This is a genomic window from Capnocytophaga sp. CM59, from assembly GCF_000293175.1.
GTDB classification, from domain to species: Bacteria; Bacteroidota; Bacteroidia; order Flavobacteriales; family Flavobacteriaceae; genus Capnocytophaga; species Capnocytophaga granulosa.
Genome location: NZ_ALNN01000011.1, coordinates 26057 through 51923, shown reverse-complemented (window position 1 = coordinate 51923; position 25867 = coordinate 26057). Strand labels below are relative to the sequence as shown.

The 25867-nt window shown below is 40.9% G+C and carries 19 protein-coding genes, 1 tRNA gene and 1 pseudogene; 7 read left to right on the top strand and 14 right to left on the bottom strand.

What is annotated here, in order from left to right:
- Positions 1–90: 90 nt before the first annotated feature.
- A tRNA-Glu gene (locus HMPREF1154_RS03025) sits at positions 91–162 on the top strand.
- Between the two features lie 48 nt (positions 163–210).
- Complete coding sequence (gene rpsT / locus HMPREF1154_RS03020) at positions 211–468, top strand: 30S ribosomal protein S20 (protein WP_009641073.1); 258 nt, start codon at positions 211–213, stop codon at positions 466–468.
- A gap of 136 nt (positions 469–604) precedes the next feature.
- Here rpsT and ppk1 read toward each other — a convergent pair whose 3' ends face one another.
- From ppk1 to lptE, 14 genes are all read right to left on the bottom strand, one after another.
- The gene (gene ppk1, locus HMPREF1154_RS03015) at positions 605–2659 is read right to left on the bottom strand and encodes a polyphosphate kinase 1 (protein WP_009641062.1); all 2055 of its coding nucleotides are present in this window, start codon (positions 2657–2659) and stop codon (positions 605–607) included.
- Between the two features lie 11 nt (positions 2660–2670).
- A complete protein-coding gene (locus HMPREF1154_RS03010) occupies positions 2671–4491 on the bottom strand; it encodes a BatD family protein (protein ID WP_009641080.1) in 1821 nt (606 codons plus the stop codon).
- A gap of 42 nt (positions 4492–4533) precedes the next feature.
- Positions 4534–5535: a tetratricopeptide repeat protein gene (locus HMPREF1154_RS03005; RefSeq protein WP_009641043.1), complete on the bottom strand. Its 1002-nt coding sequence runs from the start codon at positions 5533–5535 to the stop codon at positions 4534–4536.
- Between the two features lie 184 nt (positions 5536–5719).
- A complete protein-coding gene (locus HMPREF1154_RS03000; RefSeq protein ID WP_009641044.1) occupies positions 5720–7768 on the bottom strand; it encodes a S9 family peptidase in 2049 nt (682 codons plus the stop codon).
- Between the two features lie 32 nt (positions 7769–7800).
- Positions 7801–9924: a Tex family protein gene (locus HMPREF1154_RS02995; RefSeq protein ID WP_009641039.1), complete on the bottom strand. Its 2124-nt coding sequence runs from the start codon at positions 9922–9924 to the stop codon at positions 7801–7803.
- Between the two features lie 121 nt (positions 9925–10045).
- Positions 10046–10852, bottom strand: coding sequence for a M48 family metallopeptidase (locus HMPREF1154_RS02990; protein WP_009641081.1), 807 nt, complete (start codon positions 10850–10852; stop codon positions 10046–10048).
- Positions 10853–10985: 133 nt separating this feature from the next.
- Positions 10986–13451: a M1 family aminopeptidase gene (locus HMPREF1154_RS02985; RefSeq protein WP_232211960.1), complete on the bottom strand. Its 2466-nt coding sequence runs from the start codon at positions 13449–13451 to the stop codon at positions 10986–10988.
- 42 nt (positions 13452–13493) lie between these two features.
- Entirely contained in the window at positions 13494–14387 is an 894-nt protein-coding gene (xerD, locus tag HMPREF1154_RS02980; protein WP_034566808.1) for a site-specific tyrosine recombinase XerD, read from the bottom strand.
- A gap of 119 nt (positions 14388–14506) precedes the next feature.
- Positions 14507–16231 carry a ribonucleoside-diphosphate reductase subunit alpha gene (locus tag HMPREF1154_RS02975; RefSeq protein ID WP_009641084.1) on the bottom strand — a complete coding sequence of 575 codons (1725 nt, stop codon included), beginning with the start codon at positions 16229–16231 and terminating at the stop codon, positions 14507–14509.
- A 94-nt stretch (positions 16232–16325) separates the two neighbouring features.
- Complete coding sequence (mazG, locus tag HMPREF1154_RS02970; RefSeq protein WP_009641059.1) at positions 16326–17108, bottom strand: nucleoside triphosphate pyrophosphohydrolase; 783 nt, start codon at positions 17106–17108, stop codon at positions 16326–16328.
- 90 nt (positions 17109–17198) lie between these two features.
- Positions 17199–18068 carry a hypothetical protein gene (locus HMPREF1154_RS02965; RefSeq protein ID WP_009641047.1) on the bottom strand — a complete coding sequence of 290 codons (870 nt, stop codon included), beginning with the start codon at positions 18066–18068 and terminating at the stop codon, positions 17199–17201.
- Positions 18069–18261: 193 nt separating this feature from the next.
- Positions 18262–18630, bottom strand: a complete 369-nt coding sequence (gene secG, locus HMPREF1154_RS02960; RefSeq protein WP_009641074.1) for a preprotein translocase subunit SecG — start codon at positions 18628–18630, stop codon at positions 18262–18264.
- A gap of 8 nt (positions 18631–18638) precedes the next feature.
- On the bottom strand, positions 18639–19502 hold the full coding sequence (locus tag HMPREF1154_RS02955) for a hypothetical protein (RefSeq protein ID WP_009641055.1): 864 nt from the start codon (positions 19500–19502) through the stop codon (positions 18639–18641).
- The gene (lptE, locus tag HMPREF1154_RS02950) at positions 19502–19996 is read right to left on the bottom strand and encodes an LPS assembly lipoprotein LptE (RefSeq protein ID WP_198004471.1); all 495 of its coding nucleotides are present in this window, start codon (positions 19994–19996) and stop codon (positions 19502–19504) included. The genes HMPREF1154_RS02955 and lptE overlap by 1 nt, the downstream gene beginning before the upstream one ends.
- Before the next feature lie 82 nt (positions 19997–20078).
- Here lptE and HMPREF1154_RS02945 point away from each other — a divergent pair, with 82 nt between their 5' ends.
- From HMPREF1154_RS02945 to HMPREF1154_RS02925, 5 genes and pseudogenes are all read left to right on the top strand, one after another.
- Entirely contained in the window at positions 20079–20789 is a 711-nt protein-coding gene (locus HMPREF1154_RS02945; RefSeq protein WP_009641054.1) for a hypothetical protein, read from the top strand.
- Between the two features lie 11 nt (positions 20790–20800).
- Positions 20801–22042 carry a tryptophan permease gene (gene mtr / locus HMPREF1154_RS02940; RefSeq protein WP_009641083.1) on the top strand — a complete coding sequence of 414 codons (1242 nt, stop codon included), beginning with the start codon at positions 20801–20803 and terminating at the stop codon, positions 22040–22042.
- A gap of 35 nt (positions 22043–22077) precedes the next feature.
- Complete coding sequence (locus HMPREF1154_RS02935) at positions 22078–23298, top strand: aromatic amino acid transporter (RefSeq protein WP_009641046.1); 1221 nt, start codon at positions 22078–22080, stop codon at positions 23296–23298.
- A 32-nt stretch (positions 23299–23330) separates the two neighbouring features.
- A pseudogene (locus HMPREF1154_RS02930) lies at positions 23331–24572 on the top strand (aromatic amino acid transporter); the annotation flags it as partial.
- 358 nt (positions 24573–24930) lie between these two features.
- Entirely contained in the window at positions 24931–25359 is a 429-nt protein-coding gene (locus tag HMPREF1154_RS02925) for a bifunctional (p)ppGpp synthetase/guanosine-3',5'-bis(diphosphate) 3'-pyrophosphohydrolase (RefSeq protein WP_009641094.1), read from the top strand.
- Positions 25360–25867: the final 508 nt, after the last annotated feature.

Sequence of the window (25867 nt, the reverse complement as noted above, 5' to 3'; positions counted from 1 at the left end):
ACACAAAAAAATTTCATCAAAAGGCTTGCAGGTTCAAAAAAAAGTTGTACCTTTGCACTCGCAATTGAGAAACATATTTACAGACTCAATGGTCCGTTCGTCTAGGGGTTAGGACGCAAGGTTTTCATCCTTGTAACAGGGGTTCGATTCCCCTACGGACTACATAATTTTAGTAATTTTATACAATACCACTTTAATTGAGATAAGAATATGGCAAACCATAAGTCAGCAATCAAAAGAATCAGAAGAAATGAGGCTACTCGCCTTAGAAATCGCTATCAACATAAAACTACTCGTAACGCTATCAAAAAATTGCGTACTACTACTGATGTAGCTGTAGCTAAGGAACTATTACCAAATGTAGTTTCCATGATTGATAAGTTAGCAAAAAGAAACATTATCCACAAAAACAAAGCGGGTAATCTTAAGAGTAGCTTAATGAAGCATGTAAATTCATTAGTAGCTTAGAAAATCATTTGCTCATAGTGAAATATTTAAAATTACTATTAATAAAGACTATTCTTTTTAGCGAATAGTCTTTATTTTTTTATAGCTAACAATAAAAGACCAATGACAGCTCATATTTGCCACTGGTCTTTGGTCTTTATTTATTGTCGTTATAATAGTTATAAATAGCTTCCTGAGAAGAGATACCTTGCTGCTGGGAGCGATAAACATTCTGTTGGTCTTTGTCAATAATACGTGCTTTTATATGGTCATTCCAAGCCAAGTGGAAAGTATCCCAAAGTTGTTGCTTTATATCCTCTTGGTATACTGGGCAAGATACCTCTACCCTATTGTTGAGGTTGCGAGACATCCAGTCGGCTGAGGAAATATAATAAATTGGCTGACCATCGTTGCCAAAGATATACAAACGAGAATGCTCCAAAAAGCGATCCACTATACTAATTACCTCTATATGCTCGCTAAGCCCCTTGACTTGAGGTAATAAACCACATACCCCACGTACAATCATCTGAATTTTGACCCCTGCTTGGCTAGCCTCATATAGCTTCTCTATCATCTGCTCATTGGTTAGTCCATTCATTTTGAGTTTTAAGAAAGCCTCTTTGCCAGCTTTGGCCAAGGCTATTTCTCTATCAATGAGCGATAGGAAGGTACTTTTGGTCGTATAAGGTGAAACTAAAAGATGCTCATATTGGAATTGTTGAAAAGGCGTATCAAAGAACTTAAACACCCGATTGATCTCGTCCAATATCCCTTGATGTGCCGTAAACAGCGTATAATCGGTATATATCTTTGCAGATGACTCATTGAAATTGCCCGTACTGATAAAACCATAACGGCGTATCTCTTCCCCCTCTTCACGCTCTATAACCCCTATTTTGCTATGTACTTTAAGTCCTCGTACCCCAAAGATCGTATTGACTCCCTCCCTTTGTAGTTGCTCTGCATAGTGGATATTAGCTGTTTCATCAAAGCGCGCTTGTAGCTCAATTTGTACAGTAACTTTCTTGCCGTTTTTCACTGCATTGATCAGAGAATTAATCACCTGTGACTGTTTGGCCAAGCGGTAAATTGTAATCTTTATACTCTTGACCTTAGGGTCAAGGGCGGCTTCTCTTAAGAAACGTATCAGATAAGAAAAGCTATGATAAGGTGTATATTGCAAGAAATCCCGCTGGGCGATTTGGGCGAACAAACTCTCTTCCATCTTGAGAGCTTTGATAGGACAAGGATGGAACGGCTTATACATTAGTTCTTTGCGCTCACAGTGAGGAAAATTCATATAATCACGCCTATTGTGATAACGTCCTCCTGCGATGACACTATCGGTGGATTGTATGCCCATTTTCTCCTTTAGAAAACGTAACATCTCCTCATCAATGAGTTTGTCATAGATAAACCGTACAGGCTCAGCACGCTTACGCCCTTCCACACTGGTGGAAATCTTCTCTATGAAACTCTTATTAAGGTCGGTATCCAAGTCCAATTCTGCATTGCGTGTGATCTTAATCATATAAGCGGAGAGCTCCTCACAAGGAAAAATATAGAAATGAGAGCTAAGACAGAAGCGAATCACATCGTCCAAGAGAATGATATAATCAGCATTACCCACCTTAGGCAATACGATAAAGCGTTCCAAGGTCTTGGGGAGTTCTATAAGAGCGTACTGGAGCTTGTGCTTTTTTCCACTTTTGGAAGAGAGCAGCATACGCACGGCCAAATAAGCCACATCGTCCTTGAGGTTAGGGAGTGCCTCCACCTCATTGAGGATAATGGTAAAAAGAGCTGGACTTATGGTATTGATAAAATAATCTCTTACATACTCCACATGCTCTGGAAGAATCTCGGTTTCATTGATAATATAGATATCCTCCTTTTTCAGCTCCTGCTTAATCTGTTCCAAGATAGCAAGACTCTTTTGCTGGAGGAGTACCACTTGGCTGTTGATCTGCTCCAATAGCGAATGAGCCTGAGCAATCATAGCTTCGTCCTTAAGGAGTCTAAAATCACGCCTTGCAATAGCATAGCGCACACGAAAGAACTCATCTAAGTTGTTAGAGAAAATACCTACAAAACGCATACGCTCCACCAAGGGATTTCTTGGGTCGCTGGCCTCCTGTAGGACACGTTCGTTAAAAGAGAGCCAACTGAGGTCTCTGTTTCGGATAGGAACTTTGGGTTGTGTTTTCATTTTTCATAGTATTACAATTGTTTGTCAAGTAAGGCAATGATGGTAGCTGCCTGTTGGTAATCATTATTAATATCGGTCTGTGTATAAGGAGCATAGCGCGCCATTTCACAGTTGGAGAGCAATTGGATAAAGTCTCTAAGAGGTTCGGCTGCCACACCCTTATCGGTGAGGAGTTGCTGAATCTTATCCTTACTTAGTTCACTTGTTTCAATATAAAGTTTGGCCTTGAGATAGGTATGTAAGCCACGCTCTAAAGCCTCATAGAAAGCCTCCTTATTGGTAAGATTCTTTTTGGCGGCAGAGAGATATTTCTTAGCCAAACGGCTAGTTCTACGGCTTCTGTTTTCTTGCGTATCATCGTTTCGCTTTTGATAGATATACCAGAAAACAAGTACCAAAGGAATCAGCAACAGAGGCAACAACCATAAGAGATAGAAAGCTGTGGATGAGAAGAACATAGGTCTGTTCACCGAAAGCAACTCAGAAGCCTCCTTAAGGGGCTGGAATTGACCCTGCTCTAGGGTAGTTGCGCCTTGTTCTTGCTCTTGGGTAGGCTTGTATTCCTGTCCGTTAAGTATCTCTATAGTAATATTCTCTGAGGTGAGAGTTTCATACTTTTGAGTTTCAGGATTGAAGAAAGTGAAGCTCAGAGGCGGGATAGGAAATTTTCCTTTGTATTGAGGCACGATGGTATAGCTATGGGTAATGTCCCCACTTACACCCGTGGTGCTATTGGTTAAGTTTTCTTTTTCCTTAGGTGCGTACACCTCCAAGGCAGGAGGGAAAGATAATTTAGGAATATCAAACAGCTTAAAATTCCCCTTTCCTGAAATCACCACTTCACCTTCGGTAGTCTCACCCGCATTGAGTGTACGTGTGGGAAAATTCATAGACAAGGAGAAGTTACCCACTGCCCCAGAGAAGTTGGCTGGCTTGCCCTCTTCGGGTAAGGGGAGCACATTGATCTTAGTGGTAGCTGTCTGCAAGCTACGGGTACGAGTTATATAAGAGCGATTTCCGAAGAAATCCACTTGGTTGGAGGGCAATTGTAGAACAAAGGTAGAAGAGAAGGGGCTGATCACCTGTTCGCCTGCCTGTTGGGGATACAATAGCACCTGCTTGAGGGTTACACAACGGAAAGGACGCCCATTGCGTACCACTTCGGTTACTTGAATCTTATCTAAGAGCTGTTGGCTCCAGAAGTTAGCGTAGCGAGGCTCTTGTATATTCTCCAATCCCGCTATACCGAAGCGTGCATCAATATAAAGCTTATAGGTAATGGTTATGGGCTGATTGACATACACCTGTTTTTCAGAGATTTCCGCAACCATAAAGAGTTCGTCCTTAGTGGGTTCTATCACCTGAGTAGGTTGTTCATCCTCACTACCAAAAGGATCAAAGCCAAAGGGGAAGCCCCCAAAAGGATTAGAAGGTGGTGGGGTGGTCTGTGCATTACGTGGATGAGAAACAGGATCTGTTACCTCTATCGTTATAGGTTTGGTCTTGTACTCCTTTCCATCAATGATAATAGCTGCTGCCCCTATGGTAAGTTTGCCCTTACGCTTGGGCTGGAGCATATAGGTGTAAGTCTTTGAAAAGCTACGGTTTCCATTGATCCAAGAATGAGAAATGGATTGGGTAGGCCCTGTAACCTCAAAGTTCTCAAAAGAAGGTGGCACGAAGTTGTCTCCTTCCTTATTCATGGTAAAATCTACCCTAAGATATTCGTTTTCGCCCAAGGAAGTGCGAGAAGGTTGTGCCTTGAAGGAAACCTCCTGTGCTAAAGATATAGTGGTTAGAAAAAGTAATATATAAAATAAAAAATTACGCATAGACTTTGCTTTTATCAAACAAATAAGTTATCGTTTGGCTCATTACCAATCTTTTCTATCGGTACGAGAGGCTTTGCCCTTTATTTTTTTAGCATTTATTTTCTCTTGTGTTTTCTTTTCTTCGTTGCTTATCGCATTGAGAATACGATTGATTTGTTCAGGAGAGAGTTCTCCCTGTTGTCTCCCTTCTGGATTGCCTCCGTTATTTTCATTATTCTGTTGGTTCTCTCTATCTTGTGATTGTGAAGGCTGTCTTTCAGGCTGTCCTTGTCCGTTATTGTTATTCTTGTTATCTTGGTTGTTCTTGTTGTCTTTATTTTGGTTATTATTGTTGTTTTGATTATTGTTATTTTGGTCTTTATTATCCTTATTATTTTTGTTTTGTTGATCTTTGTTGTCTTTGTTATCCTTATTTTGTTGGTCTTTGTTATCTTTGTTTTGTTGGTCTTTATTATCTTTGTTTTGTTGGTCTTTGTTATCTTTGTTTTGTTGGTCTTTATTATCTTTGTTTTGTTGATCTTTGTTATCCTTGTTTTGTTGGTTCTTGTTATCTTTAGGTTTTTGTTTTGACAGTTTATCTTTAGCTACCGCAAGGTTATAGCGTGTCTCATCATCAGCAGGATTGTTACGCAGTGCCTCCTTATAGAATTGTACCGCCTGATCATATTCTTCTTTCTCCATAGCTATGTTGCCCAAGTTATGGAAAGCCCTATGTTTTTCTTCTTTGGTTGCCTTCTTATTCATAGTGGTCTCTCTGAAGTGATTAGCCGCCTCCCCGTAAGCCTTTTGGGAATAGAGCACATCGCCCATATTGTATTGAGCGGCTGTGTTGTCGGGATTCTTGGAAATTGCTTTGCGGTAATCCATTTCAGATTCTGGGAGTTTATTTGCTTTGCCTGCTTTATATCCCTCATAGGCAAATACTTGGGATTGTTTGTCTAATTTTTCTCTTTTTGCTTGTTCCTTAGCAGCAGATTCGTTTTCTTTTTGAGCAAAAATGATTGTAGGAAAGAAGACAAGTAGCCATATATATAGTCTTTTCATAATTCTAAAGTTATTGATTTTATGCCACAAAAATACGATATTATTCCCATAAAAATTCTTTTTTGTCTTTATTTTAATACTTCCAATAGATATATTCTATACAAATTGCTAATTTACTTTTTCTTTTCTATTCTCTTATGTGAAAATAAAAAAAATCCCCTATGAGAAGAGGATTTTTTAAAAGTTATTGATGTATGTTTTCCAAGTCCAAAAGGAAGGCATATTCGCGTGCGATCTCCTTGAGAGCCTCATACCGACCTGATGCCCCACTATGTCCTGAACTCATATCGGTATAGAATAGTAATAAATTATCATCGGTCTTGAGTTCTCGCAGCTTAGCTACCCACTTGGCTGGCTCCCAATACTGTACCTGAGAATCATGATACCCCGTGAGTACCAACAGATTGGGATAGGCTTGGGCACATACATTGTCATAAGGTGAATAGCTCTTCATATAATCGTAATACTGCTTGTCATGTGGATTGCCCCACTCATCATATTCCCCAGTGGTAAGCGGAATAGAATCGTCCAACATGGTAGTTACCACATCTACGAAAGGTACATTGGCTACCACTCCATGAAAGAGTTCAGGTGCTTGATTAATCACTGCTCCCATGAGCAAGCCCCCTGCTGAGCCGCCCATGGCATAGAGATGTGCTGGTGAGGTATACTGGTTCGCTATCAAATACTTAGCACAATCCACAAAGTCGGTAAAGGTGTTTTTCTTATGAAATAATTTGCCTGCCTCATACCAAGGACGTCCTAAATACTCGCCCCCACGTATATGCGCAATGGCAAAGATAAAGCCCCTATCGAGCAAACTAAGTCGTGTGGTGGAAAACGAGGGTTCAATAGTAATTCCATAAGCCCCATAGCCATAGAGGAGTAAAGGATTGGAACCATCACACTTTATCCCTTTGGGATAGACTATAGAAATAGGAATTTGCGTGCCGTCAGTAGCGGTAGCCCAAAGCCTTCGAGACTCATAATTCTCCTCACTGAACTTACCTCCTAGCACCTGTTGCTGCTTCTTCACCTCTTTTGCTCCTGTACGCATATTGTAGTCAATCACCGAATAAGGTGTGGTCATAGAATTGTAAGTATAGCGAAGTATTTCGGTATCAAAATCTAAGTTCAGCCCTGTGGAAGCCATATAGGTCTCATTGTCAAAGGGCAAATAATGTTCTGCTGAGCCATCCCAACGTATAATACGAATCTGAGAAAGACCATTATACCGCTGGCTAACCACTAGATACTCCTTGAATATATCTATTTCCTCCAATCGGATTTGCTCCTGATGGGCAAGTACAGGCTGCCAATAGCTTTTTTCGGTCTGTCCTATAGGGGTTTTGTCCAATTTGAAATTAGTTGCTCCATCGGCATTGTTCAGTATATAAAAGTAGTCCCCATAGTGGGCTATATCATATTCCAACCCCCGCTCACGAGGTTGGAAACACTTAAAATCGGCCATAGGGGTGGCTGCATCCAAGAACCAACTCTCGGAAGAGAGGGTACTATCGGACTGAATAATAAGAAATTGCTCTGATTTGGACTTGAATATACCCGTATTAAAAGTCTCATCCTTCTCATGAAAGACCAATACATCCTGCTTAGAAGACTGTCCCAACTGGTGGCGATAGACTTTATGTGAACGAAGTGTCTGCGTATCTATCTTCGTATAAAAAATAGTTTGATTATCACTAGCCCAACAGCTACCTCCGTCGGTATTTTTTATCTCTATAGGAAGCACCTGGCCTGTCTCTAAATTTTTGATAAAGAGAGAGTACATACGTCGCCCCCGTGTATCCACTGAGAAGGAAGCCCACTTGTTATCGGGGCTTACAGAGAATTCGGCAAACTGGTAAAACTTATGCCCTGCGGCCATTTCATTCACCTCAAAGAGTACTTCTTCCTGTGCATTGGGCTGATCAGCACGTCTGAGATAAATAGGGTATTCCTTCCCCTCTTGAAAACGAGAAAAGTACCAATACCCGTTGTACTTATAAGGCACCGATTCGTCATCCTGCTTGATTCGGCTTTTCATCTCCTCAAAGAGCGATTCTTGGAAAGCATCGGTATGTTTGGTTTTATAAGCAAAATATTCGTTTTCAGCCTTTAAGTAGGATAACACCTCTGGCGTATCTCGCTGGTTGAGCCAAAAGTAATTATCTATTCGCTTATCGGCATGTATTTCTAATAATTGCTGCTTTTTAGGCGCTTTTGGTGGCATCATATATTATCACTTTTATACTATGGAACATTTGTTTAGAGTATCATACTCAGTGAGATACGCCTGCGGGCGGTATCTACTTCTACAACCCTGACCTGTACTTGCTGGTGGAGCTTGACCACTTCATTGACATCGGATACATAGCCATCCTTCAGCTGAGAGATATGCACCAAGCCGCTTTCCTTGATTCCAATATCCACAAAGCAACCAAAGGCCGTGATATTGTTGACAATTCCAGGGAGAATCATGCCTGTACGTACATCGTCAAAGGTTTTTACATTGGGGTCAAACTCAAATACCTTAGCCGCTTGGCGGGGATCTAATCCAGGTTTTTCCAATTCCTTAAGCACATCCTTGAGGTACAACTCCCCTACCTCTGCTGTTTGATACTTCTTAATATCAATAGAGGCAATTGCCTGCTTATTGCCAATGAGCTTTTCCACAGAAGTGCCCAGGTCCTTGGCCATTTGCTTAATAATCGGGTAGGCTTCAGGGTGTACAGCCGAATTGTCCAATGGATTTTCGCTGTTATGTACCCGCAAGAAAGCCACTGCCTGCTGGTAGACCTTATCGCCCAAACGTGGCACTTTCTTGAGGTCTTCACGGCGCGCAAAAGCTCCATTGGCCGAACGGTAGGCCACAATATTCTCAGCCATCTTCTCCCCTATGCCCGATACATAACTAAGCAAAGACTTGCTGGCCGTATTGAGATTCACTCCTACCTTATTTACGCAGCGGATCACAGTAGCATCCAACTCCTGCTTGAGAGAAGCCTGATTTACATCGTGCTGATACTGCCCCACTCCTATAGATTTGGGTTCTATTTTGACCAATTCTGCCAAGGGATCCGCCAAACGGCGACCTATAGAGACTGCCCCACGGACTGTTACATCATAGTCAGGGAACTCATCGCGAGCCACCTTGGAAGCCGAATATACCGATGCTCCTGCCTCACTGACCACAAAAACCTGTACTGGGTGCGGGAAAGCAATTTGCTTGATAAAACTCTCTGTTTCACGAGAAGCAGTACCGTTGCCTATGCTAATGGCCTCTATACGATATTGCTCGACCATGGTACGGATTTTCTTGGAAGCCAAGGCCGTTTCGTGCTGTGGGGCATGCGGAAAAATCGTCTCGTTATGGAGTAAGTCTCCTTTCTCATCCAAACAAACCACCTTACATCCCGTACGGAATCCTGGGTCAATGGCCAATATACGTTTTTCTCCTAAGGGCGAAGCCAACAAAAGTTGAGAAAGATTTTCAGAAAATACCGAAATAGCCTTGGTATCCGCCTTATCCTTGGCTTCCTGTAAAGTTTCGTTAGAGATAGATGGCTCTAAAAGACGTTTGTAACTATCTTTGACTGTTTTCTTAAGAAAATCGGCTACCTCTCCACTACCTTTGATCACCGTTTCCTCAATAAAAGGAATTGTATCCTCTGGCTCTACCTCCACTTTCATTTTGATAAAGCCCTCTTTTTCAGCACGAAGGACGGCTAAAACACGATGGGAGGGCGCCTTGGCAAGTGGTTCGCTCCAATCAAAATACTGGGCATACTTCTGAGCCTCCTCTTCGTTTTCTTTTCCTTTGGCTACCTCAGCACAGAGTTGTGCTTTTCGCTGGAAGACCCTTCGCAGCGTACGGCGTACATACATATTCTCATTGATCCATTCGGCTATAATATCCGATGCCCCTTGTAGCGCCTCTTGAGCTGAAGTCACCTTGTCAGAAAGATAACGAGCGGCAAGTTGTTCCAAATCAGCCACTCGCTGACTCATGAGCTGCTTAGCCAAAGGTTCTAAGCCATTTTCTTTGGCTACATCGGCTTTGGTTTTACGTTTCTTCTTATAAGGCAAGTATAAGTCCTCCAGCTCATTGAGTTCAAAGGAACTATCAATACGACTACGCAATTCGTCAGTGAGCTTGCCTTGTTCCTCTATACTGGTAAGAATGGACTCCTTACGCTTACAGATATTTTCGTATTCGGTTTGTGCCTTAGCAATTTTCTCAATAGCCACCTCATCCAAATTGCCTGTTCTATCCTTGCGATAGCGTGCAATGAAGGGGATCGTACAGCCTTCTGAGAGTAGAGAAAGTGTATTGTCAATGGCTTTTTCAGTTAGTTGTGTTTGATTCTTAATGAATTGGATATTTGTCATGCTTAGAAAAATAAGGCACAAAGATAGGAAATAAAGTGAAGAGTGAAAAATGAAAAGTAAAAAGATTTCCACCAAAAAAGGCTGTCTTTTGGGGACAGCCTTTTTTGTATATTTTGTTCTTTTATTCGAAGTGAGTAATTCCGTACTTCTGTGCTTCTGCCTTTACCTTGGGAGCGAGTTGCTTAAGGTTAGCGATACGAGAAGCGTTAGAAGGGTGCGTACTAAGGAGCGAATTGGAGTTTCCTCCGCCAGAGGCAGCACTCATACGTTCCCAGAGCTTATAGCCCTCTTCAGGGTCATAACCTGCCAAGGCCATAATCTGAAGTCCTATAGAATCAGCTTCTGTCTCGTGACTTCTACTGAAGGGGAGCATGACACCCACTTGAGTACCTAAGCCATAAGCCATATTGAACTCATTGAGATATTTGCTATTGCTGAGCAATACATTTCCCGCTAAGGCACCTATCTGTTGAATAGTTGAGGCACTCATACGTTGTGCACCATGGTCGGCCAAGGCGTGCGCTACCTCATGCCCCATGATTACCGCTATACCACGTTCGTTCTTAGCTATAGGAAGTATGCCTGTATAGAATACAATCTTACCTCCTGGCATACACCAAGCATTGAGTTCCTTGCTCTCTACTAAGTTGTATTCCCAACGATAATCCTTTAGATAGTCCTTATATCCATTTCTCTCCAACCAAAGTTGGGAAGCCTTGGCTATACGTTCCCCTACACGCTTAATCATCTGAGCCTCTGGAGTCCCTTTGATTACTTTGTTAGAAGAGAGAAACTGATTATACTCGCTAAATGACGTAGGAAAGAGCGAACTATTGGACATAAAGTTCAGTGTACTCTTTCCCGTAAAGGGATTGGTCTTACAAGCAGCTAGTGCTAATAACAACCCTATACATAGTATCTTTTTCATTTTTCATCTTTTTAATAATGGGGCAAAGATACAGCTTTTTTTTCACATTAGCTACTTTAGATGCACAAAAAAATAGCCTACCCCTTTTGGAGGGATAGGCTATTGGTGCTTTACCACTTAATATTTTGCTACTTTACCACTTAATATTCTTGAGCAAATCGATTTGAGCCTTGATAGATTCAGAGTCAGGATTTTTCTTGAGCAAATCCTCCTTGATCTTCAAACCATCTTCAGCTACTTTGCGTAAGAGTTTCTTTTCATCTTCACTGAACCAGCCAAATACATTGCCAAGTGTTTTGGTTACTTTCTTAGTCAATTCTGTATTGTCAGTACTCATAAGCCAGGTAAATCCTTCCTTGATAGGTGCTTCATACTGTTCTGGATAGAGTGGGTAGTAGATTACCTTGTCAAGCAATACAGGCAAATATTTTTCATCTTTACTCTTTAGGATATAAGGATAGAAAGTCATGAATTGTTCAAAGTTGAGACTCTTTAGATCGATCATATCAACATACTGACCTGCTAGAGAAGGATCTAAAGCCACTAAACCAGAGGCTGCTGCCACTTTAATCGCACGAGAAGGAATCTTTACAGCGTTTTCAAACAAAGGTTTGTATCTGCTATCTCTTAGATAAGAAAGTTGTGTAATAGCAGCTGCTTTCACCAAGTTTTCAGGATCATTCTTAGCTAAATTCTCTACTATAGGCGCCCATTGGTCTGAATTACTTTGTCTTAGTCCTTGGATAGCTTTGATACGCAAGCGGAAGAAAGGATCCTTAAGGGCACTAATAAGTATTTCGTTATTGCTTGTAGTTACGGCATATTCCACAGCTTGGTTACGGCTTTTGTAATCTTTAGCATTGTTGTATTGGAATAAATATTGTGCAGGGGTCTTATAAGCAGCCTCGTCTCCTACGATAAGTCCACGAGGATCCACATTGATAAGGCTATAGTTGGCTGACACCCTGAATCGGAACTCATTCTTAGGCTGTGCATTTACCCACACCACTTTACGCTCGTACTTGCCGCCATCATATATATCCACTTCCAAAGGAAATTGGAATGGCAATTTCTCATCTTGAGCAATTTCAAGTACGGCTTCACCCTTGGCACTGTCGTAGGTAACTTTAGGAGTCATCACCACATTACCATAGTTGAAGTACCACTGATTGAAGAACCAGTTGAGGTCACGGCCACTTACAGCTTCAAAAGCCAAACGCAACTGATGCGCTTCGCCTGTTCCGAATTGGTTATCCTTAAGGTACTTAGACATTCCTTCAAAGAAAGCCTTGTCTCCTAAGTAATTACGTAACATATGAAGAATACCTCCCCCTTTGTTATAGGATACAGCATCAAACATATCGTCAGCTTTTTCGTAGTTGAAACGCACTAAATATTTGTCGAAAGAGCCACTATTTTTGTAACCAACGATGTCTCTGCCAAGGTGATAATCAGCGTAGTCCTTTCCATACTTGTGTTCAAACCAAAGGTATTCGGAATAGTTGGCAAAAGACTCATTTACGGTAAGGTTAGCCCAACTCTCAGCAGTCACTAAGTCCCCAAACCAGTGGTGAAATAGCTCATGAGCTACGACAGACTCCCAGCGGTTTTCATCGTTAAGTGATTCGGCTGTCTGTTGTGACATAGAGCTGTGAAGGGTTGCAGTGGTATTTTCCATAGCTCCACTTACATATTCCTGAGCGGTAATCTGGTCGTAGGTAGGCCAAGGATAGTCATAGTTCAGGAGTTTGGAGAAGAACTCCATCATCTCACCTGTTTTTCCGAAGATTCTCTTGGCTACATCAGCATATTCATGCTCTACATAGTAGGTCAAAGGCACTTTTCCTCTCCAAGGTTTGTCCTTGATCTGAGCATATTCGCCTGCACCGAGGAAGAATAAGTAAGGTGCATGCTTTTGGGTGAATACCCAGTGGTCGGTACGTTGTCCTTTTCCGTCCTTTTTAGCAGAAGCGAGTACCCCATTGGAAAGTGTAATGAAGCGTTCAGGTACGGTAATGTAGATTTCTTGAGAGGATTTTTGATTGGTTTCGTCAATGGTTGGAAACCAAGTGGAGTTAGACTTTGTTTCCCCTTGTGTCCAGATTTCAATAGGTATGTTTTTGTCTTCCTTGGTAGGGTTGATAAAGAAGAGTCCTTTGGCATCATTGATTGCTATGCCTCCTTCTTTTCCTACTTTTTCGGGTTGGGAAGTATATTTGATATAAACGGTATATTTTTCTCCTCGCTGGTAAGTCTTATCCAACTGGATGGTGAGCTTATCATTGGCGTATTTGTAAGGAAGGGCACGGCCAATGTTTCCTTTCTTATCGCAGAGGTTCACACTATGGATAAGCATTGTTTGGGCATCCAAGACCAAAGAGTCGGTTGGATAGAAATAAGGTGAGGCTGTGAGCCATTCCTCCCCATAGAGTTCTTTTTTTTCCAAGCTGAAAGAGACACGCAACTTAGTGTGATCCAGTGCGTTGTACTTGGTAGCTTCAGCATGATAGGGTCTTTCTCTTCCCGAAGTCTCGGTCTGTGCAGTGGCCACTCCCACAGAGGTAGCCAACATAGCTAGTAATAGATATTTTCGTATCATATATCAAAAATAAATTAAATATATTTCTCTCACTTTGCCCTGCTATCTTCTTGGGTGGTAAGTGTTTATCACCTGTGATAGATAAGCGTGCTCCACATGTGTATATATCTCGGTGGTGGTAATACTCTCATGTCCCAGCATAAGCTGAATGGCTCTGAGATTCGCCCCATTCTCCAAGAGATGAGTAGCGAAAGAGTGCCTAAAGGTATGCGGGCTAATCTGCTTGGTAAGACCAATGTTAGCAGCGGCTTGTCTTATAAGAGTAAATATCATCGCTCGGGTGAGCTGTTTGCCACGACGGTTTAGGAAGACTATATCAGAAAACTCCTTCACCTGAGGCACCTTCTTGCGCTGATAAAGTAAATAGTTATTAATCTCCTTCTGGGTATGGCTACCTATAGGAACCAACCGCTGCTTATTGCCTTTGCCTAAGACCCGAATAAAACCTTCGTCAAAGAACAAATCCGACAAGCGCAAACTCACCAGCTCTGACACCCGTAATCCACAACCATAGAGCGTCTCTATAATTGCCCTATTGCGATGCCCCTCATCGCTAGAGAGGTCAATACCCGCAATAAGCGCATCAATCTCCTCCACTGAAAGCGTATCGGGTAGCTTCATACCAAACTTAGGCGTATCTATATACTCCATAGGATAATCCTCACGATAGTTTTCAAGCATAAGATACTTAAAAAAACTCTTCAGAGAGGATATGAGTCTTGATTGTGAACGCGCCTTGAGCTCTTTGCTCTCTTGATACACGAAATTGCGAAGTGTCTCCGCGGTGATAGTCGCGGGCGTATCCGATAACTCATGTACCGAAAGAAAGCGTATGAGCTTCTCTATATCAAGCATATAAGAAACGACAGAGTTCGGGGACATCCCGCGCTCTATCTTCAAATAATACTCAAAATCTTTTAAAACTTGTTCCCACATATCATAAAGCAAAAATACGAATTATTAATCAAAAAGACTAATAATTCGTAATATTTTTTTCTTGAAAAAATGAAGAATAAAAAGCGTTTTTCACTCTCCACTATTCACTTTTCACTTAATTAGGACTCGCAAGAGCTACAATTAACAAAATTCATAATCATCTCCTTAGCTACTGACTGGCTACGCTGGTAGTAAAGACTCTTAACTCCCAATTTCCATGCCTCTATAAGCACCTTATTCACATCTCTGACGGGCATAGTAGGAGGAATATTGAGGTTTAGGCTCTGAGACTGATCAATATATTGTTGGCGTTGTGCCGCTTGAGAGATAATTTCCATAGGAGAAATCTCCTTGAAGGTTTTGAATACATTCTTCTCCTCTTGGGTAAGCTCCTGCAAGTGCTGTACAGAACCATCGGAGAGGCGAATACTACGCCAAATATCTTCGTTATTGATTCCTTTTTCATCCAACAGCTGCGCCAAGTATTTGTTCTTACGCATGAAATTTCCTTTGGAGAGACCCACTTTGTAATAATTACTAGAGAAAGGCTCAATTCCTGGAGATACTTGTCCTAAGATAGCCGAACTTGAAGTCGTTGGAGCAATAGCCATAGTGGTTGCATTGCGCCTGCCGTAGCCCTTGAGCAATTCTGGCTCACCATAGATATGAGCTAGCTCCTGAGTGGCTTTTTCGGCTTCACTCTGAATGTGTTGGAAAGCTCTAGCATTGAACTGAGTAGCCTCAAAACTCTCAAAAGGTATCATATTCTTCTGCAAATAAGAATGATAGCCCAATACTCCTAAGCCCACTGCTCTATGACGTATTGCAAAATTACGTGCTGATTGTAGGTAATAGTTGTCCTTGGTCTTCTCAATAAACTCAGAGAGCACCGCATCGAGAAAGAAGACAGCCAATTTCACTGCCTTAGTATCCTTCCATTCGTCAAAAAGCTCCAAATTCATGGAAGAGAGACAACAAATAAAAGATTCTTCCGTGCTAGAAGGAAGCATAATTTCACTACAGAGATTACTGGAATGAATGAACATATTATGATCCTTATACACCTGTGGACGCTTACGGTTCACGTTATCGGTAAAGAAGATATAAGGCAAGCCCTTCTGCTGGCGGGACTCCAATACCCTTGCCCATAGCTTACGCTTATCAGGGTCTCCCTCTATCATCTCCTGCATCCAATAATCGGGCACACATACCCCAAAGAACAAGTTCTGAATATGATAGCCTGTGTCCTTGATCAGTAGGAACTCCTCTGCATCGGGGTGATCAATATCCAAATAAGCAGCGAAAGCTCCACGGCGTACCCCCCCTTGGGAGACTACATCCATAGCCGAGTCAAAGAGCTTCATAAAGCTCACTGCACCGCTGGATTTTCCATTATCAGTAACAGCAGATCCCCTATGGCGCAATTCTCCGAAATAGCCAGAGGTACCTCCCCCTATTTTCGTCTGCATAATCACCTCGCCTAACTTATGAGTGATTCCCTCTATGCTATCGGGAATATGTACGTTAAAGCAGGAGATTGGCAAGCCTCTTTCTGTTCCCATATTTGCCCATATAGGAGAGGAGAAACTGATCCACCCTTTGGTAATCATTTCTTTAAAAGCAGGTTGCAATTCAGGCTTATATAATCGCTTAGCGGCAGCCCCTGTGATGCGGTCTATGGCACCTTCTACACTTTCTCCTTTAAGCAAATAACCACGATTGAGGATTTGCTCTGATTCGTCATTAAGCCACCATATTTGATTTTCTTGGTTCATTATTTTGTATCCTTTCTTTAGTTTATAAAAATTAGCGGGGGCAAAGTTATAAAATAAACTCCAAAGCACAAAAAAGATTTAACACTGTCTTTTTATCCTCTTGGAGCAATCACATGTATATCTGATTTATAGAAAAAGACGCTATACAGAGATTAACAATAGTTTAAGGGAAGAACTTTTTAGAGGCTTCCCATAGCTCATTCATCTGCCCAATAGAGAGCTCTGTAATATCTTTTCCTTGTTCTTGAGCCTTTGTTTCTAAGAACTTAAAACGCTGTAAGAACTTCTCATTGGTCAGGGACAAGGCATTCTCTGGGTTTATTCCCAAAAAGCGCGCATAATTGACCAAACTAAAGAAGACATCGCCCATTTCCTTTTCTGCCATAGCATGGTTATTACGTGCCACTTCACGCTGAAGCTCCGCTACTTCTTCCTCGAACTTGTGCCAGACCTCTTCCTTATGGCTCCAATCAAACCCCACTCCTGCGGCCTTTTCCTGTATGCGATAAGCCTTTACAAGAGAGGGTAGGCTTTTGGGAACTCCTGCATGTACCCCCTTACTTCCTTTTTGTAATTTTATCTTTTCCCAGTTTTGCTTGACTTGCTCTTCGTTCTCCACAGAGATATTTCCGTAGATATGTGGATGCCTTTCTATAAGTTTTTCACAGATTGCATTGATGACATCTTCTATATCAAAAGATTGTGTTTCACTTGCTATTTTGGCATAGAAAACGATATGTAAGAGAATATCCCCCAATTCCTTTTTGATCTCTTGAGTATCTTGCTCTAAAATTGCATCGGTGAGTTCGTATAGTTCCTCTATAGTGAGCGGGCGAAGAGTTTGCATAGTTTGTTTTCTATCCCAAGGGCACTTCTCCCTAAGGTCATCCATAATGTCCAACAAACGACCAAAAGCCTCCAATTGTTTTTGTCTTTTTTCTTTCATTAGTATTCCAAATTTATAGACACAAAAAAAGGCTATCCTTCAAGTGAAAGAATAACCCTTTTTTAGCATATGTCAAATTAAAGTAAATTATTATGGATAATAAGTAATCTCTCTTTCTAAGAAACTCTTAGGAAACTGGTTGATAGATTCTATACGTTCTATCCAATTCCCATTGTTATCAAACTTATAAGTATAAGATCTCTCTTCTAAGAAAGTACCCTTACCATCATAATATTTGATCTCTTTTTCATTACCTTTCTCATCATAAGTGATTACGCTACGTCTTGAAAGGGAATTGTTACTATTGTAGATTTCTATTTCAGAGATTCTTCCGTTCTTATCATACTTATAAGAGGTACAGTTGTCTACTTGTGTTTCAGAAGCTGTATATTGGCACATTTTAGCCACTTTCCCCATCTTATCATACTCATAGGTATATTTAGAACCGAAAGATTTATCTTTCTTAATCCAAACTTCCTCAATCATACGACCTTTGTCATCATTCTTATAGAGGTAGGAATCATTTAGTTCTCCTGTAGGACTATAACTATTGTAAGCTTTCTTGGCTCCCTTGTTATCATATACATAGAGGAACTTCATTTGTAGCTTCCCATAAGCGTTATAGAGGTCACGAGAAAGACGTTTGCCCTTGTCATCATATTTGTAGATTACTTTTTGGGAGAGATTTCCTACTTTGTTATAAGTATTATTCTCCGCCTTGTAACCATGTTCGTCGAAAACGATGACTACATCGCCTCTCCAAAACTCTTGTTTATCCCCTTTGGTAATCTTTCCAAAATAATCTACCAACTTATAAGGCGTTATTTTAAAAGTTTTTACCTTTCCAAAAAGGTTCATATCTTTCAGGTTATTCTTGCTCTCACGCATATTGTTATCTGTCTGAGCAAATGCTTGCACTCCAGTTACCAACAATAGTAATAGAAAAATTTTTTTTCTCATTTTGCTTATAGTATTTGTAGTTTTTACACGGTTGCAAAAATACATATTTTTTTCTATTTTAAAAGAAAAATCTCAAAAAAGTTATTAACACTCTCAATATTTTTTACATTTTTATATTTAAGTGATTATAACTTAATTAGTTATAAGCTATTCTTAATAGCTTTTCTTTATAAAAAATATGTCTTAGAACTGTTTATTTCTGAGGGTTATCTTGTTGTCCTTGTTGCTGCTGTTGTTGTCCTTGTACAGGATTGGTTCCTACAGGCTGTTGTATAGGCGCTGGAGTCTTTACTCCATCAAAGATACTCCCCCCTTGAGCTTGACCACGATTGTTGCTAAGGATAAGGTTACTGATTAGGGAAAGTACAATAAGTGCTACTCCCAATGTCCAAGTACTTGTGTTAAGGAAATCACCAGTTTTTTTCACCCCTCCTACCACTTGTGCATTTCCTCCGAAAGCAGAAGAAAGTCCGCCACTTTTTGGTTGTTGTACCATGATCACTAAGACCAATAAAAAGGATACTAATAAGATAATTCCTAAAACAATGTTGAATGCTAACATAATATAATTTATTTATTTTGTTGTAATTTTCTAATCATCGCGATTTGCTCAGCGAAATAAGCGCTTTTGGCTGGATTCTTGAGCATCAATATCTGGTAAGCCTGAATGGCTTCTGCATATTTTCCTTGTTCGAGATACACCTTTGCCAAGGTCTCTGTCATGAACTGTCTTCCTATATCCTTCTTCTCTACAATCTCTATATTGCTTGGGGTGTCATCATCTTTATTCACCTCAATCTTAGGATTGGCTTGTAGGAACTTATCAATAAGGTCAAACTTTTTAGCCCTCTGATCGCCTTCCTCAAAAATATTCTTATCCACAAAAGGCAACTCAACGGTAGGTGCGGCCTGAGTTGTTCGCCTATCAATAGGTTTGTAGCGTGTAACCTGTAGCCAAGTGGCAAAGGACTGCTTGTCCGTAGGCTTAAAATCAATAGGCTTGCCCATATGTAGTGCCTCCTTCGGCTCTTGTGGGGAAGAGGGCGCTTGTTCTTGCTCAGGGGTTGGTGTTACAGGATAGAACTCCTTTTTCTCAAAGACATCTCCTGTAACATAGGTGGTAAATTCTGAAGGAATTGCCTCATCAGCATAAGCCTTGGGCATTTCTTCCTTCTTAAGTACACTCTTCTTATCCTTAAAGGCAGTAGAGGTGATAAAGTCAAACAACAAGGTTCGGTTGCCTATATGAGCGGCCGTGATCTTCAATTCCTTGTTATAACGATAACTCTCCTGGGCATACAATATCTTCAGATAAATAGCCTTTACTACCTGAAAGTAAGGATATTCGTGTATAATATTCTCTAATTCATATACTTGCGAAAGCGTGATATGATTAGGTTGTTTCAAAATAAGAGATAAATCAGTCGCTGTCATTACCAATTAGCTAAGGAAGCGTTGAAAATATCCTGTCCTATGCGTTCGAATATAGCTTCAAAGGCACTACTCTTAACCGAGCTTAGCTGTGCGTTGGCTGGAAAATCATAATAATGAGAGAACTGCCTTTCAAAATCCTTTTCCGAGTCCTTGGTATTGGTAAAGCGTACATTAATGGTTACCGAAAGGCGGTTCTGTGCAGCTTGTTGCTGTGCATTGGCCGCCATAGGGGCAATAGTAAAACTGGTAATTTCCCCCTCATATACTAAGTCACCATTGGTAGTGGTCAGGGAAAGATTCGTCTGGTTATTGATCAAATCCTGCAAATAGAATGTAAAGTCCCTATCCATACCAGGCTCAATAAGGGGTGCCCTGTTTTGGAAAAAATTTACCTGAAAGGTCTTTGCATCTCCCGTACTTCCTCCTGTAAAGTTGTAAATTCCACAAGAGGAGAAGCAGCAGCAAACACAGAGAAATATGACTATCCTTTTCAACAAAAAATTTTTGGCAAAAGTACAACTATATTTTAAATAAAAAAAATTTTTTTCATATCTTTGCCGAAAAAATTTACCCTTTATGTCTCCTATCGAAAAAAATGTCTCTTCCCCAGATGCTACAATGGAACTTACCCCTGAACTTAAACGATTGGAAAAGGCTAACAATTCCTTGAAAATAGTCAAAGAAATGAGCCTTTTGGGCGTTAGCTCTGGGGTGAAATCTGTAAGGAATATATTGCTACTTGTCATTGTAAATTTTGTCTTCCTTTTGGGAGGTATCTACCTACTTTTCAGTGGTAGCTTCGCTTATAAAAAACTATTTTTCCTACTACTTATCATAGCAATAGGTGTACTTTTTGTGTTTATTGCTATCAAAAAAGTATTCGATTTGCTCAAGTTAGAATACTCATTTTATCTCTTCAATCAGTTTAAGTCCTATATTCATAAGATTTTTGAAGCTATTTTCAAAAAAACGACAGATACAGCTGAAAAAGTAGTTAGCAAGAAGCAGCTCAATGAAATTTTCCATCGTTTTATCCCCAAAATTCCTAAGGCTTTCCAAAAACCATTACTTTTTGTTCTCTCCTTTACCCCTATGGTAGGTTTTGTCGCCGATATATATGCCACTGATAATCTCAGTTCACATGAGAAGCAAAGTGATGCCCTCTATGAAAAAGTAAAACTCTATTTAGAGAATAGTGTAAAGGAAGAGCGCAGCGGTTATTGGCTTATTTGGGCACTACTTATAAATGGCCTTTTACAAGGAATTTTACTCTATTGGTTACGCTAAAAACAACTAACATGACAGAGAAAAAACTCCCCTCCCTACTGGGAGGGGCTATGATTATTGCAGGTACTGCTATTGGAGCAGGGATGCTAGCCAACCCTACCTCTACGGCAGGTATATGGTTTGTAGGTTCGGTAGGAGTACTTCTCTATACCTGGTTCTGTATGACTACCTCTGGGCTTATGCTCTTGGAGGCCAATCTACACTACCCCACAGGTGCTAGTTTTGACACCATCGTCACCGACCTACTCGGCAAGCGGTGGAACATAGTCAATGGGCTTTCGGTTGCCTTCGTACTCTATATACTTACCTATGCCTATATCACCTCTGGGGGAAGTATCACAGAGAATGCTATCAATAGCTTAGGGTGGATAAGTATCTCCAGAGGGGCAGGTTCCTTGCTCTTCTGCTTGGTACTCGCCTTTTTTGTATGGTTCTCTACCAAGGCTGTGGATCGCCTTAGTACAATCCTTATAGGAGGTATGATTATCGCTTTTTTTCTCTCCACTACAGGACTACTCACCTCCATTAGCAGTGCGACCCTATTGGATAGTCAAGATACCAATGCTCCTGCACACCTCCCCTACTTGCTGACAGCACTCCCTGTGTGCCTAGTCTCTTTTGGCTTTCATGGTAATGTCCCCAGCTTGGTCAAATACTATAATCGCGATGGCCGACGAGTAATGCAATCCATCTTTATAGGCACTTTTTTAGCCCTTTTCATCTATATCCTATGGCAAATGGCCGTACAGGGCAACCTCCCCCGCCGAGAGTTTGCTCCAGTTATCGCTAAAGGAGGTGATGTAGCCGCTCTCTTAGAAGCCCTAAGTAAGTACATTAGTACCCAATATATAGAAAGTGCGTTAAGTTTTTTTGCCTATATGGCTATTGCCAGCTCTTTCTTAGGAGTAACCTTGGGACTTTTTGATTATATTGCCGATCTTTTCAAACTTTCGGATACCCCATGGGGACGCACAAAGACCGCTTTGCTAACCTTTTCTCCTCCCCTATTGCTAAGTATTCCCTTTCCTTATGGTTTTGTAACTGCTATTGGCTATGCTGGCTTAGCCGCCACTCTTTGGGCAGCCATTGTCCCCGCCCTACTTGTGCGTGCCAGCCGAAAGAAATTTCCTCATGCTACTTATAAAGTGTACGGAGGTAAGGGAATGATTTATTTTATTATACTTTTTGGTCTGCTTAATATTTTCACCCAACTAGGAATGCAATTAGGATGGATTCCTAGTTTCAATGGTTAGTGATTAGTTTTTAGCCTTTTAACCCTTAATTGAAAATGAATAAACAAAAACTTCCTTCCCTTTTGGGAGGGGCTATGATCATCGCAGGTACCGCTATTGGAGCGGGAATGCTGGCCAACCCAACCTCTATGTCAAATATCTGGTTTGTAGGTTCGGTGGTCATGTTACTCTTTACCTGGTTCTATACTGTGGTGGCAGGACTTATGCTCTTGGAGGCTAACCTCCACTTTCCTGAAGGAGCCAACCTTAACACCATGGTTACCCAGCTCTTAGGTAGAGGCTGGAATATAGCCAATGGGCTTGCGGTAACCTTTACCTTATACATACTCACCTATGCCTATATCACTTCAGGTGGAGGAATTACTGAAAACCTTTTACAGCGCCTTACCCCTGAGTTAGGGCTAGGACATAGCGAAGGTTCTATACTCTTTTGCTTTGCTTTAGCTCTCTTTGTCAGTATTTCCACTAAGGCTGTCAGCCGATTGAGTACCATACTGATAGGAGGCATGATCATTGCCTTTTTCCTCTCTACCACGGGACTACTGAGTTCTGTCAAAGCCTCAGTACTGTTAGACACCACAGCACAGCAAGATCCTTCCTTCATGCTTTACCTACTTTCAGCACTGCCTATGTGCTTGGTTTCTTTCGGTTACCACGTATGCTTGCCCAGCTTGGTCAGTTACTATCACAAGGATAGTAGGCTCGTTATCAAGTCCATACTCATAGGGACAGGTATTGCTTTTTTGATCTATGTTCTATGGCAAATGGCCGTACAAGGCAATTTGCCTCGCGAAGCCTTTGCCCCTGTAATTGCTAAGGGAGGCGATGTTGCCTCCCTCTTGAGTGCACTAAGCGCCTATATCCCAACCCAGACCATCAGTGTAGTGCTTGACTTTTTCGCCTATATGGCTATTGCTAGCTCCTTCTTAGGGGTTACCTTAGGTCTTTTTGATTATATAGCCGATTTGTTCCACTTTGACAACAGCTTATGGGGAAGAGCCAAAACCACTCTGATCACCTTTGTCCCTCCGCTGGTGATGAGCCTACTTTATCCTTATGGTTTTGTAAAGGCAATTGCCTATGCAGGGGTAGCAGTGAGTTTCTCTTCTATTATGATTTCCGCTCTTATGGTACGCTCCAGTAGAAAGAAATTCCCTGAGGCTACCACGTACCGCACCTTTGGAGGGAATGCTCTGATCTACTTTATGATTATTATAGGCATAGTGAACATAGTGGTACAATTGATTAGTGGTTAGTTACTGACAACTGAATTTAAGATTTCTAAAAAATGAACAAACAAAAAACACCTTCCCTCTTGGGAGGCTCCATGATTATAGCGGGTACTGCCATAGGAGCAGGAATGCTCGCCAATCCTACCGCTATGTCGGGGATATGGTTCACGGGTTCAGTACTCCTATTTCTCTTTATTTGGGGAGTAACTACCCTATCGGCCTTGATGCTCTTAGAGGCCAATCTACACTTTGAGAAAGGCGCCAATTTTGATACCATCACTACCCAACTATTGGGGAGAGGTTGGAATATCCTCAATGGTATCTCTGTGGCTTTCACCCTATACATACTCACCTATGCCTATATCACTTCGGGAGGAAGTATCACCGAGAGTCTGTTCCAACGGTTTGCCCCTGAAATACCTATCAACCACACCTCTGCTGCCTTGCTTTTCTGCTTAGCCTTAGCGCTCTTTGTGAGTATCTCTACCAAAGCAGTGGATCGAATGAGTACCATACTCATCGGAGGAATGGTCATTGCCTTTTTCCTCTCCACTACAGGACTGCTTACCTCCGCCAAGAGCGATATCTTACTCAATGAGGTAGCACAAGGAGAAACTTCGTATCTCCCCTACCTGCTTTCAGCCATTCCTACCTGTTTGGTTTCTTTCGGATATCATATCTGTGTACCCACTTTAGTGAATTACTATAACAAAAACGGCAAAAAGGTTACCTATGCTGTGCTTATAGGTTCACTTTTGGCACTACTAATCTATATTTCTTGGCAAATGGCCGTACAAGGAAACCTACCAAGAGCAGAATTTGCCCCTATCATAGCCAAAGGCGGTGATGTAGCTACCCTTTTGGGAGCACTAAACCGCTATATTCCTATTCAATCTATAGGAGTGCTGCTTGATTTCTTTGCTTATATGGCTATTGCCAGCTCTTTCTTAGGAGTAACCTTAGGACTCTTTGACTACATAGCCGATTTGTTCAAATTAGGTAACGACCTATGGGGAAGAGTAAAGACAGCCTTGATAACCTTCGTCCCTCCGCTACTAATGAGCCTAGTTTATCCTTATGGATTTGTAACTGCTATTGGTTATGCAGGACTTGCGGTAAGTATTTGGATGGTTATCATTCCTGCTCTTTTGGTACGTGCCAGTAGGAAAAAATACCCCAAGAGTATTTATAAAGTCTTTGGAGGAAACAAACTGATTTACTTGGTTGTAGCCTTTGGACTGCTCAATATTTTTTGTTATATAGCAGGACAAATGGGTTGGATCCCTATCTTTAAAGGAGAAAATAATAAGCAACTTTTATCACTCAGCATCATGGAAGAAGATTATTCTATATATGCCTATTCGGGCTTGATCTTTACCTTTTTTGCAAGCTTTTTCCTAACCCACCTATTTATCAAGAAACACCGATTCATTTGGTTTTCTGTACTCAATTGGGTTTTATGTATTATATTTTCTCATATTGCTTGGGATGATTTCTATTGGGAGGTATGTCTTGAAAATCCATGGGATTATAGTAGTCGGTTTTATTACTTTGTAGAAGGGTTTTATTTCATGCTTATGTTCCCTCTACAGCACATCTTATTACTTATTGCTGTATTTATGATTATCAGAAAGTTAGTTTTAAAAGTTTTAAACTATGTTAGAAAAAGCCATACAAATAGCCCTTGAAGCACATAAAGGACAAACCGATAAAGCAGGAGCACCCTATCTATTGCACCTTATCCGTGTAATGAATGCAGGCCAAACTGAAGACGAAAAAATTTGCGGTATCTTACACGATTTAGTAGAAGATACACCTTGGACTTTTGAAGACCTTAGAAGAGAGGGGTTTTCAGAAGAAGTGATCAGAGCTTTAGTGTGTGTAACCAAACAACCCGATGAGCCATACCAACATTTCATAGCACGTATCAAGAAAAACCCCTTAGCGACTAAAGTCAAAATCAATGACTTAAAAGATAATATGGATATTACAAGGCTGACCTTTATCACAGATGAAGATACACAACGATTGAATAAATATCTAAGGGCTTATCATTATCTTTTGGACAATAAAAAACTACCTTGAATATTTTAACTTTCAAGGTAGTTAGTGAGCTTCGGGATACTATACCGCCATTACGCTCTGGTGGGCAATGCCCTATAAAAATAATACTTTTAAAGGTGAAAGCTCGGCTTAACAACTATCACATGCGTATAGTATCGCATTCCCGCTCTCTGGTGGGCGCTGCCCAAAAACTTTAAAACCATTATCTATGCAACAAAAGTACAACTTTATTTCTAAACAGCAAAGATTTTAACATCTCCATTAAGAGACTTTAAATGGAAAAATCAACTTATTAGATAAATAGGAGCTTCAGTCCTTAGTATTAATTTTGTCTCTTACCCTAATTAACATCTAAAAACACTAAGGGGCAATCATCATAAAATGACTGCCCCCAAGGTATCGCAAATCCGCAGAATTGCAATGCAAAGGTACGAGATATTTTCTAAATACCTATAGAAAACAAAAAATTAACATTAAAGGCATACATGCCGTTTACCTTGCCATTTTGGTGAAATTACAAACGAAATTT